The sequence below is a fragment of the Pseudoalteromonas sp. SR45-6 genome (assembly GCF_014163545.1).
In the GTDB taxonomy this organism is placed as follows: Bacteria; Pseudomonadota; Gammaproteobacteria; order Enterobacterales; family Alteromonadaceae; genus Pseudoalteromonas; species Pseudoalteromonas rhizosphaerae.
In genome coordinates, this window is record NZ_JACJDM010000087.1 from 1 (window position 1) to 12003 (window position 12003).

At 38.1% G+C, this 12003-nt stretch carries 7 protein-coding genes; 4 read left to right on the forward strand and 3 right to left on the reverse strand.

Features of this window, described 5'->3' with window-relative positions:
* Positions 1–633, forward strand: a 633-nt coding sequence (locus H5158_RS21450) for a chitodextrinase (RefSeq protein ID WP_182740859.1), incomplete at its 5' end; no start/stop codon positions are given.
* A 174-nt stretch (positions 634–807) separates the two neighbouring features.
* On the opposite strand, the gene H5158_RS21455 is transcribed toward H5158_RS21450, so the two are convergent.
* On the reverse strand, positions 808–1647 hold the full coding sequence (locus H5158_RS21455; RefSeq protein WP_182719590.1) for a glycosyltransferase family 8 protein: 840 nt from the start codon (positions 1645–1647) through the stop codon (positions 808–810).
* Positions 1648–2682: 1035 nt separating this feature from the next.
* On the opposite strand from H5158_RS21455, the gene H5158_RS21460 reads away from it, so the two are divergent.
* The gene (locus tag H5158_RS21460) at positions 2683–4836 is read left to right on the forward strand and encodes a PKD domain-containing protein (protein ID WP_182740860.1); all 2154 of its coding nucleotides are present in this window, start codon (positions 2683–2685) and stop codon (positions 4834–4836) included.
* 457 nt (positions 4837–5293) lie between these two features.
* Positions 5294–6955 carry an SUMF1/EgtB/PvdO family nonheme iron enzyme gene (locus H5158_RS21465; RefSeq protein WP_182740861.1) on the forward strand — a complete coding sequence of 554 codons (1662 nt, stop codon included), beginning with the start codon at positions 5294–5296 and terminating at the stop codon, positions 6953–6955.
* Positions 6956–7025: 70 nt separating this feature from the next.
* On the opposite strand, the gene H5158_RS21470 is transcribed toward H5158_RS21465, so the two are convergent.
* Together H5158_RS21470 and H5158_RS21475 are read right to left on the reverse strand one after the other, a co-directional pair.
* Positions 7026–8849 (reverse strand): winged helix-turn-helix domain-containing protein, encoded by a 1824-nt coding sequence (locus tag H5158_RS21470; protein ID WP_182740862.1) that lies wholly within the window; start codon positions 8847–8849, stop codon positions 7026–7028.
* Between the two features lie 268 nt (positions 8850–9117).
* A complete protein-coding gene (locus tag H5158_RS21475; RefSeq protein ID WP_182740863.1) occupies positions 9118–10152 on the reverse strand; it encodes a hypothetical protein in 1035 nt (344 codons plus the stop codon).
* Between the two features lie 621 nt (positions 10153–10773).
* Here H5158_RS21475 and H5158_RS21480 point away from each other — a divergent pair.
* Positions 10774–11103 carry a hypothetical protein gene (locus H5158_RS21480; protein WP_182719586.1) on the forward strand — a complete coding sequence of 110 codons (330 nt, stop codon included), beginning with the start codon at positions 10774–10776 and terminating at the stop codon, positions 11101–11103.
* Positions 11104–12003: the final 900 nt, after the last annotated feature.

Below are 12003 nucleotides of genomic sequence, written 5' to 3' on the forward strand. Positions count from 1 at the left end.
AACCAACCCCATTGGGATGGTTGGATTTGGCTGCAAAATACTGTGATAGAAAAATGGCAAGCAAACAAAGTGTATCAAGGTGGCAACCTTGTAAAACACGGAGCCGACTACTACCTTGCCCGCTATTGGAATGAGAATAACGAACCTAAACTTCATAGTAGTTGGCAAAAAATTAAAGATTCATTCTACCAAACCCCAGATTTACCACCTGAACACCCTGACGACTATAAAACGCTGGACGGTGTTGATCAAAATGACAACGGTATCCGCGACGATTATGAGCGCTATGTGTATGAAAAGTTTGATTCTCCACAGCTCATCACCTTTAGTTTAGGTGCCGCTTCAACATTACAACTGATTATTGATATAGAGCAGGGCCGTATACCAAATTTAGATACTGAGATTGGTAAGCAGATTATTTTGGATATGCTCAACATAAGCTACTGTGTTCAATATTTACAAAATTCACACCCACACTTTAGAGAACCCGAAGTTTTATACTTTAATACGATAGATAGAGCTTACGCTAACCGAAAAAGCCAAAATAAAATTAGTGACTATATTGCTTGGGATGACGGTTTTCATCGAAGTGCTGATCAAGACTGCAATATCCTTAAGGAGGACATAAAATGATTAAATTATATTTATTTAAAGTCTGACTAATTTAATGCCGGTCGCAGATGTATCCCGACAATCAGCAAAAAGCCAATAATGGGTGAGTAGTTTGGTTCTTCATATCAACACGCAGAATGTTATGCACAAAGAACCAACAAATCAAAAACAAAATAAACACAGTTTTATAAAAAACTAGCGATCAATGCATCTCTCGCTACATAGCTCAATTAACCAATTGGGCAGCGGATATTTGGCGTATACCGTGCTTAAAAAGTTATCCCACGCTTTATCTTTGAGTTGTTCAATTTCACTCTCAGATACCAACCCTTTATATAGCTGGGCAAAATCTTTTAAAAACTGTATATCACGACGCCGACTATTTTTGGCGTATCCTTTACCTGCGTAGTGAATAAAGTCAGCATCTAAGTAACCTTCTTTGCCAAACATATCCATTCGGTTAAAAGCTTTGTCAAATGAGCTATGTGCGATGCCATTTTTATGGAGTGTATAATTGAAATAGCTCTGGTCATAATGCGTTATTTTATTACAAACCTTGTGTAAATCATCGAGCGTAGTCTTTTTAAAAAGTGGGCATTGGCTAGACGTCAGAATGATACCCGCATTGTAATAAATAGGTCGATTACTCTTGAGCGGCCAGTCGACTTTTCCAAGCGCATCACATACCATTGCGACATCTTGCTCACGCTCTTGAATAATACCTTCATCAAACCAATAAGCAGTTTGCAAATCGGTATAAAGGTCAAAAACATTTCTAGCATGAGGTGTAATTAAAACATCAGCGTCTACGTAGAGCACTCTGTCATATGTTTCGAGCAACTCACCTATTCTCAGTTTTTCTGTCCACGCAGGGCTTGCATTATATGTTGGGTTTTCGATCTTTATCGGATAGTGCAATTGGTCAGATATTATTAAATCTGCACCGACTTTTTCGGCGTAATGCTTAAAACTCAAAATTGCGGCTTGATACATTGGGTTATCGCCAATGGCAAGGGTAAATATGGCTTTTTTCATGCGTTATCTCAGAGTCCTTTGTTCAGTTATTTATTTTATCCTAATACCCAAAAGTTTCCCAAGAATTGGCCTTATATATCAATGAACTAATAGTATTGAAAATTTAGGGAGTACGGGAACAATCATGGTGTTTTGTGATTTTATGAACCGCTAAAAAACAGCACGAAAGACCATGAATGCTTTACTATTTTGCACAATATACTCCGCGCTGTCACCCCCAACCCAATCCATAAAGCTAGATTTAATACTTTAGTCGCTGCCGTTAAATCTCTTTTGCACTGTCAGCAATGCACCTTAACTTATATCGCTCGCTATTTAAATTCAAAAACAACTGAAAAACATGATACTAAATGTATTGACCGACGGTTCAGTAAAGCTCGCTCTTTGCCCCCTATCGGGAAAGCACGTTCAGCTTTTAGCACCATTATCCAAAAGTACAAAAAACAATTTTTTTAATGCACAAACTGATCCTGCCAAGTGACTGCCGACCCGTGATTGTGATGGACACGGATTTTAAAGTCCTGTGGCTCAAGCCGCACGAAACGATGGCTAGCATTATACCAGCCGGTTTCGCGGTACGACACACCTGAAAAAGGACCGTTAATAATTATTTTGGGGTTCCCTTAGACATCACGCAATACTCAACGTATCGGACTCGAGCAAGCAGGCGAGTATTGTGCGACTTTGCCCAGTACAATTCTTTGCGAAAGCCAGATTGAGTACGCGATAGCGAACGTTGACTAGGCGAACAAACATTTGGGAGGTACGCGATACTGCATGCTCTTAACCAGTAGTCTATTCGCCCTTGTGACATTATTCTTCAACTAATGGGGTTATTTAACCTTAGCTTTGGATAATAAATAGGCTAACCCAAACCTAAAGTTACTTACACTCTACAGTCTATAATTTAGCCAAATAAATTGAAAAAATAGCGTATTTGTTCTAGAGTGTAAACTTAATGGTAAAAAACCAAAATAAACTCATATAACATTGATTTATATTGTTTTTACCCACCCAATTGACTAAGGATAGCCAATGATTTTTTTTCAATCACTTTTATTGCCGTCAAATCTCATTCGATTTAAACAATGTATCTCTATATTTATTACTTTATTTCTTGTTGCGTGTGGTGGCGGCAGCTCTGACTCTCCTGCAATTAAACAGCCGCCAATTGAAGAACAGCTAAACCCTGTTACTGAAGTGCCAACGAATCAAATATTACATGCGTTTTTTCGTGATCAAGATAGTTCTATTGGCAAACTATCTGGCATCGTAACAATTGTCGCCCCTGAAGTTATTGATAGTGACTCCGCTAAAGTTGAGTCTGTGTGGGTTTATTGGGTAGATGAGCAAGGAAATAAACAGGGCGATGCGTGGTTAAAAACTATGGATAAAGCGGTTTATCATCTTGATATTCCAAAGGATACAAGTATACCTGCAAATACCAATGCGCTATTGCTTTTGCCGGTAAACACCATTGGACAGGCCACAAAAGGTACCCTTATTCCCTTTCATGATTTCATAGGTAATGCTGAATTATCGGGGCCTGGGGGGAATAAAGTTCACACTTGGGATTATGGCGTAGGTCGCAAGAAAATTTCAATTCAGCGCACAGAAGAGCAAGGTGGATTATGTATCTTTGATAATGGTTTAGTCAGCATTACTCATATGAATAATACTAAGGATGAAGCTGGGGAGAGTAATAATAGCAATAAGCTACCTAACGACGTTAATGAGAATGCTTTCCCTCCTTATTCATTTTTATGTGATACGCAGCCGACACATTCCGAAGATATGATTTATGATGAGACTGGGGTCTGGACATATTCAACGCTTAATGACGCCATGTTTTACGGCACATTCGTTTACAATAGCTTTGTTAAATACCTTGGGGAGCCGCCACTGGAAGACAAAATTAGAATCCGTGTTCACTATGGTCAACAATATGAACAAGGCGCCTTTTGGGATGGTGCATATGCCAACTTTGGTGATGCGTATCCGTTATTTTACTCTATGGCTTCACTTGACATCATTGCGCACGAAGTGGGCCATGGGGTTTTAAATAGAGTGTCTGATTTAAATCAATTCGATCATGAAATTAGTACTGATGCTCGTACCTTACACGAAGCCTTTGGCGATATATCAGGTGTAATGGCAAAATATGAGTTTACGGGACATTCAGATAATTGGATTCACGGCCAAGAGAATGGCGGTTTTATTCGTCATCTCGATCAGATAAAAACTGAGAATGGCGCCATTGATAGTTTTCTTGATTATGAAGAGGCTGGTGATAATTTCTATTTACGCATTGGTATGATCACTTATCCATTTTATTTACTATCAAATCAATGGGGCATAGAGCCTACCTATAAAGTGTATTTAAATTCAGCCAAGGTCTGTTGGAGTGCGTTGACCACACTAACTGAAGCTGCAGAATGTATTAAACAACAAGCTGGTGTTGCTGGCTTTTCTGAAGAAGATGTCGTTGAAGCTTTTAAGGTGGTAAAGATAAAACTTTATGACCAAGGAGTGCTCAGCCATTTTAATGCAGATAAAATTAAATTAAGCACTCAGTTTACCGATGATAGCCGCTCAACGAATCAAGTCGTTCAATGGTTATGGGATTTTGGCGATGGTCAAACTTCAACAGAAGCCAGCCCTAAGCATATCTTCGCAGAATCAGGAAGTTACCTAATTAAGTTGACAGTAACTGATCAATCCGATGATCAAGATACCTTTGAACGGCTTATTCAGGTAACAGATCAGTATTGCTCAATAAACTCAGCTAGCGTCGATAAGCACATCACTCATGTTTCTATTGGTGGCAACGACATTAATTATAACTCAACAGCATGGGACTATACCCAAATGCCGATAGAGCTGATAAATCCCAGTAATACTATCATCAACATTCAAGGAGATACTGGAGTAACAGAGCGATCTACCTCATGGAAAGTCTGGATTGACCTCAACGATAATGGAATTTATGGTGATGAGGCTAATGAGCTTGTCGTCGATAAATTTGTCGAAGAGGGGCAACCTTATGGCCTTAATACTACACTCGATTTATCAACGCTGCCAAATAGTCGTCAGGCTAAATTTATGAGAATTATTGGTGACTATACCGTTTTTGGCCCTTGTTCTTCGAGTATAGGAGAAGCGCTAGATTTAAGTGTGAGTTGGCAGTAAATTCGGTTAATACATCTTATTGAAGAGAGCGATTTATACGAGAGCGTGCTGAACTTTCCGGTATAAAAAACAAACAGCAAAAAATACGGTGTAATTGAATTCGCTAAAAAACGTTACACCGAATACATACGCCAAGATAAATGTTAACAAACGCGACATGGAATGTCGTATCAAAAGTAATGTGCTTAGGGGATCAAGGCGATCCCTCAGAACTTAACCCCTTTGTCGCTTTGTTCAGCATTCAGCTTCAAATTTTCTTAAGATCCAACCTATAGGTAAATTATAAATCCAGACCTTTGATATATGAAGTTAAGTTCTTACTGGTTAAACAAAGAGTTGTAGCTTTTAATCAAAAAATCATCTAGGTTTTTTCTATTTTTTCCACCATTTAGATTTTTTATAAGATTTTTATTGCTTAGTTTTCCACTATTACTCTCTCATTAAAAAGGAAAACTAAATGAAAATAAATAAATTAATAATTCCTCTCTTCTTGTCGATTAATAGCCCTGCAGTTTATGCAAATGAAAGTACCAGTGGTTTGATTGAACCCATCATGGTCACGATACCTGCGGGTACTTTTCAGATGGGCGATATAGATAAAGAAGATGCCCAGCCTGTTCATAAGGTAGCGCTACCCGAGTTTAGCTTAGGAAAATATGAAGTAACCGTCAGAGAGTTTCGTCACTTTGTTAAAGAGTCTGGCTATGACATGCCGACTAAATGCATCCATCAATTAAATGGCTGGTTTAATTATGGAGCAACAGCAGGCACATGGGAAAACAACTCGCTCAACACCAGTGACTTTCAACCCGTTAATTGTATTGGCTGGAAATCGGCTAATGCTTACGTTCAATGGTTGGCTGAGAAAACAGGTCGCCCTTATCGCCTGCCCAGTGAAGCTGAATGGGAATACGCAGCAAGAGCAGGCACAAACAGTAAATATTATTTTGGTGACGACCCCGACCAAACCCTCGTTTGTGAATACGAGAATACGGCTGATTTAACGGGCGAAAATATACTACAACGCGATACCAATACCAGCTATGTTAACTTCTTCAATGGTAAGTCAAACTGTGTTGATCACTCAGCTTATGCAAGCATCGTTGGTATGTATAAACCAAATCCATTTGGTCTACATGACATGATTAGTAATGTGGTTGAATTTACTGCTGACTGTTACAAAAAAAACTATAAAAATGCACCCACTAATGGCCAACCATGGACAAGTGAGAATTGTGAATTCCGCGTAGCACGAGGTGGTAGCTGGCATTGGAATACATTTGCGGTTAGTGAAAGAGGCGTCATGGGTAAAGACTTTATCGGTGCAGTAGAAGGATTTAGGATTGCACTTGATGGCGCAGCCCCAGCAATGGGAGGCAACACCAAGCAGTTTAAAAAAACGCTAAAAATAGCGCAACACAGTGAACAGTTAAGGCGTGATGCGGTTTTACCCTACCCAGACACGGTCACTAATTTAACCATAAAACAACAACAAGGTCTTGTTACTTTAAGCTGGGACAAGAGCGAACAAACAGATATTGAAAATTATCGTGTTTACAGGAACTCAGCGATAGGCAGCACATTTAAACTATTAGCACCAAACATAGTAGAAACAATATTTAAAGATGCCAATATCGATAACCATCAATATGAATACACGGTTGTAGCCGTTAGGCGTCATCAACAAAGTAATTACAGTAACACGGTAAAAACACGAGCACCTTGGGTACAAATACCTGGAAGATTAGAAGCCGAATCAGCAAGTGAGATTACCGGATCCTCCGTAGGAAGAACCTCAGATATCGATGGTAAATTCAATTTAACGGGCCAAGGCGGCATAAGTGACAAGGCGATAATGAGCTATCAGTTAGAGGTCGCAAAATCAGGGCATTATTCGCTTAGCTACCGAGTAGCAGCTCCTGATGATACAAAAGGCTTTGCAATATTAGTGAATGATGAAGAGCTAGCCACAGAAAAGGTAACAAGCACGGGTGGATATCATCAATGGCAAACCCAATCAGGCGCTACCATTTACTTAAACAAAGGGAAAAATAAATTGACGATACAATCACGTGATAAAAACTGGAAGCTAAACTGGGTTAACTTCAAACAGAATTAGCTTATTTAATAAAGCGTCAAGGCAGCACTATTGCTGCCTTTTACGTTTTTAAGTAAGCGCTTAGTACAATTCATAAACTCAAAGACGTCAGCTTCTCCTCATTTATCCGTCGCCAATAGTCACTGCCTTTTTCATTGATATATTGAGAATAAAAATCATAATTTACTTGGGTATTGTCAGAGCCGCAAATCAATAGTGCGATGTCTAAACTAAGACGAAGATTACCCGACAATTGTGCTTGCTCAAAAGTACGCTCTGCGTGACTAATAAATGCATCAGTATCGTTTTGCGCATCTGCTAACAACGTTTTCAAGTAAGAGTTATCTGCACTATCTAATGTAATACCTGTCATAAGTACTTGTGCGTCTTTCAGGCGGTTTTGACTTATATAGTATTTCATTAATTGCCTACGACTCGTTCGTGCAGCCCAAAACTCAGGCGTCAATGTAGCTAGTTTTATTACTTGTTTTAAATGAGGCTCTTTATCCTCGAGGTTCTTAGTAAAAATAGCATAGTGAAACGGTATGATAGCCAAGTGATAGCTAGGAAATTGGTAAGCCTTCATTTTACTTTCGGCTTCTCTTAAATAAAGGTATTTGTCGTCTTCTTGTTTATTTTTATGCGCCAACACAGATAAGTAAGTTAAAGCATCAAGCTCACGTTGTTTATCGTGAGCCTCAAAGGCTAATTTGGCTGATGTAAGCAGACTATGCTTAATGGCGTTATAATCTGCCTGATTGTGATCTATCCACGACTGTGCAATCAAAGCGTCGGCTTGTCGAGGTAAATCATTAATTATTTTAAATTGTTCTATCGCATTTGCCAGCTTTAAGGCGCTTAAATCAAATAGTTCTTTTCGTGTTAATACTTCACTTTGAAAGAGTAAAGCATTCCCCACATATTGGGTATTTTTTTGTGAAATAGCCGCTTTTTCAAGTTTACTTGCCATCACCAGCGCTTTTTCAAACTCTCCCATCCTTAAATAAGTTTCGGTGAGCTGGCTAAGAATAATAAGATCATTAGATGCTTGTTGGTGAGCAATAGCTAAGTTTGCTTGCTTAACTGCTGGGGCTTGCGCTTCATTGAGTAGGTTATAAATAACTGGATTCTGTAAGTGACTTAAAAGCTGTTTTGTAGCATCGCGTTGATCAGCCCCCAACACATGGCCGCGCCAATCAGCAAAAGGGCCCTTTAGAATAAAATCAATATACGTCTTTTCATTATAAGTGCGCATAGAGCCTGATAAAATCAACGGGTGCTCACTGGCCAATTGAGGATATTCATAATCGGCTGAAACTTGAAAATAAGCAGTATTTAAATGAGGTATTTCAGTAAAGTCAAAATGTTCATTATCACTAAGATTGACACGCTGCGCGTCTGACTGAGTACTAAGCGGGATATAAGAAATTTTAATAACAGTGCTATTAACTTTACCTGATGGCTTGGCGATTAAATACATCAACGCAATAGCAAAAAGGGTTAGCGCCGTAAACGCCATAATTAGCCACTTTTTGCGCTGGTGTGGGAATGCTAAAGCCGCTGTTGGCTGCTCTGCTACATTTGAATTTTCAGTGCTTGGCGCTTTTTCAGTATCACTATGGGTTGCATCAACTTTGAGTTGCCATTGATAACCTCGTTTTGAAAAGGTTTTAATTGCATGGCTACCAAAAAGCCCTCTTAAATTACTAATGCTTTGAAAAACAGCCTGCTCGCTCACAACCTTGTCTTGCCACACCTGCGATAAAATATCGTCTTTACTAAATACAGTGTCTGAATGTTGCAAAAGCAGCTTAAGCACTTTGGCGTCATTGTGTCGAATAGCCAAATCCTGACCATTATTTTTAAGTACCAAACTGGTACTATCAAACTCAAAAGTATCAAATATATAACGCATTGTTTTTATTATAATGGCTCATTCAGTGATTTTGTCTATCCACATAAGCTTATGTGCCAATGAAGAATGTATGATTTCCAATCATATAGTAAAAAATCACTTTAGTCTTTATGGCAGTGACTTCGGTTGAAGGCGCTAGGTGCGTAGTCATATTTAAATTGAGTTTAAAATTAAAAACACATGTTTTTTTGAATAAAAAGATCAAGTAAACACTGCAGCCTGCTTGACCGGAACTTTCTAATAAGTGAACCATTGGTATATGAAGGGTTTATAATTGAAAACCACACTTTCTACTAATTTTCAGCAGCTCTAAAAGATCATCACGATTACTTATATAGCATAGGTTATCTAACTGCTTTTCGTTGAATACGAGCTTTATAGTTCTAATATAAGAAGATTCTATTAACTTCCTCTGAGCACTATCCTTAGCCAAATCAAATAACATAACTAGCTCATCTGCAATCAAATTAAAATAATACAATGTTTCATATTCCTTAAATAAATAAGGGGAATCTACAGCATCTCCTCTTAGATCATCCAAGCACTTCAATAGAACTATCCCGCTAAAGCAGCTAATTTCATCCGAAGTAGGCTTGTTTACAAACACAGATATTAAGTCTTCAAAGGTTTTTAAATACTCGAGCTCTTCACATTCATGCTTTAAAAAAGTCTTGCACTCAGGGTCTTTTAGGTAATGACTAAGATCTGCTGATTCAATGAGACTGAGTACTGATGTAAATAGTTCAGAACTAGATTCAACTCCCTCCTTTTGCTTATAACTGTTATTTTTTATAAAAGCTTTACTGTCACCTTGATCTATTTCATTAATCATTCTTTCAAATGAATATAAAACAGCTGAGCTTAATAAACCGTATTTATTAATTGATGCTTTAATCACGCTTTGCAATTTTTCACAGCTAGCTCTGAGGCGATTAGATTGCTCAAGAAGAAGCTGGGTACTTACTAAGTTTCTAGTTTCTTCAAGCTCTGATTTACTCGTTTTCCATGTTCTGTAGAGCAATATTATCGTAACGATTAATAAAACTGGGTTTAAGGCATTATTAAAGTAAGTGGCAGCATCAACCCACTTATTCAAAGGCTCTGCCAAACTAAAACTAAATCGAGAAAAGTAAAAAAAGCTAACACTACTGAATAAGCAAAGTATTATTACGGCAATTATTATCCCATAATCAAATCCTTTTTTATGTTTACTCTCTCTATCCCACCTGAATAAAACCCCTCCTATAATGAAAAGGATTATAATAAGAAATATCCAGCCCAAGTACTCGAGCATTGAATCCATTTATTCTATCCTTATCTAATGGCTGATAATTAGCCTTAATTAGTACACATTGACTTAAATCAACAAACTTTAGATCAATAAAAGGTAACTGCGAAATAGAAGCTGGAAAGTTTCCACTTTATCTATCCTATAAAGCATCATAATTTGTAAAAGCATAAAACCTATAAATATCAAAAATATAAAAACTTGCCAACAAAAACTTTCGGTCAAGCATTCTTGAATGCTTGGATTCACTGCGCAAGCTCAGCTCTTGTATTTAGCCAAGACCAAACACCTACTTCACGTTTAAAACCCTTCCCCCGTCATCACGCACTGAAAATAAGTAATTGATGAGTAATTCATTTCATGGCAGGATTTTGTTCCCGACAAATCCTAAGTACCTACATCCATGTAGGCAATGAAATGAAAACCGTGACTTGCCATGGGTGAAAAGCGCAGCTTTGAACTAGAGGCCATGGATGGCCGAACTGGGGAGCGTGAAAGTCTGGACTATCTTCGCGTTTGCGTTAACTGCTTATAAACAGAAAGCCCCATAGCCTTAAAAAATTGTTCGTTTACATTACAAAAAAAAAGTGAGAATATCGAACTTCAGCATAGGTCAAAAAAGGAACAAGGAAAGTTATGAGCTCATCAAAAGAAATGAGTGTTGTGAAAAAAGTAGGTATTGCCGGTAGAATCGCTTCAGTAGGCCATTTCGTATATCGCCAGTTCATCGGTAATCATAAAGATGCAAATGAAGCATATACTAGAGTTTACCCTACCATAAAACTTACGATTCAAACTTATGGCCGCAGCTCAAATGAATCTACCAATTTATTAAAAATACTAGCAAACCTTGCGCCAGCAGGTGCGATAAGAAGAAACTTTACTAAACGATACATAGATGACAGTGAAGGTTGGTTAAAGCTACCAAAAAATCCGAACGATATACCTTATGGTTATTGGTATTGATACTATGAAAAGCAATATATTTTGGTACTTGTTTCTCCTATTACTTTTACTTACCACAGGCTATGACATCTATAACTCCTTTTTCAATATAAGCTTGCAAAAAATTCAGCCAGCATGGCTGAGTTGTCTTACATTTACGTTTGATACTCTTACTATCGGCGCATGTTTAGGTATTATATATAAACGTTATATTTTACATCATATCATTTGGTTACTCATTATATACGCTCAAATAACAGCTGTTCTTTTGGCGCTTTATTATGAGTTTACTGCTGGAGGTTATACTAGAAGTGAAATGTTGTTATTTTCTAACATCATATTTTTTGTTGCTTTAATCTTCTTATATCCACTTATTAAATATTATCAATTAGTTAAAAAACACTCAAAACAATGTAATTCTTAATTAGGTGCATAAAGGCAGTGTGCTTTCTATGACTGGAAACCGTGGGGCTAGGTCTTGCTTATTGCCAAGACCAAAAACCAATCTGGCGTTTAACACCCTTCCCTCATCATCACGCCCTGAAAATAAGCAATTGATGAGTAATATCGCGCATAGCATGATTTTGTTCCCGATAAATCCTAAGTACCTACATCCATGTAGGCAATGCGCGATAAGGCGAAACTAGGCCATGAGTGAAAAGCGCAGCTTTGAACGAGAGGCCATGGATGGCCGAACTGGGAAGCGTACATGAGTCGGCCTATCTTCGGCGTTTACGTTCACATCAATTGTGCATTGAAGGATTAAGCGTGATGCTCGGGGCGCCGTGGGGTTCCTAGGCTAAGGGATCCCCAAAAATAATTATTAAGTTTCAATTACATCACTCACATCCATATTTTTCCAATCGATTTGCACTACTACCTGTACGAAATAGGCTAGTCCTTCCAAATAATCTCGCCGTC

What these genes read in the sequence shown, in the direction of transcription:
- H5158_RS21455 (WP_182719590.1), bottom strand. Translation starts at nt 1,647, where the DNA reads ATGAAAAAAGCCATATTTACCCTTGCCATTGGCGATAACCCAATGTAT.
- H5158_RS21460 (WP_182740860.1), top strand. Translation starts at nt 2,683, where the DNA reads ATGATTTTTTTTCAATCACTTTTATTGCCGTCAAATCTCATTCGATTT.
- H5158_RS21465 (WP_182740861.1), top strand. Translation starts at nt 5,294, where the DNA reads ATGAAAATAAATAAATTAATAATTCCTCTCTTCTTGTCGATTAATAGC.
- H5158_RS21470 (WP_182740862.1), bottom strand. Translation starts at nt 8,849, where the DNA reads ATGCGTTATATATTTGATACTTTTGAGTTTGATAGTACCAGTTTGGTA.
- H5158_RS21475 (WP_182740863.1), bottom strand. Translation starts at nt 10,152, where the DNA reads ATGGATTCAATGCTCGAGTACTTGGGCTGGATATTTCTTATTATAATC.
- H5158_RS21480 (WP_182719586.1), top strand. Translation starts at nt 10,774, where the DNA reads ATGAGCTCATCAAAAGAAATGAGTGTTGTGAAAAAAGTAGGTATTGCC.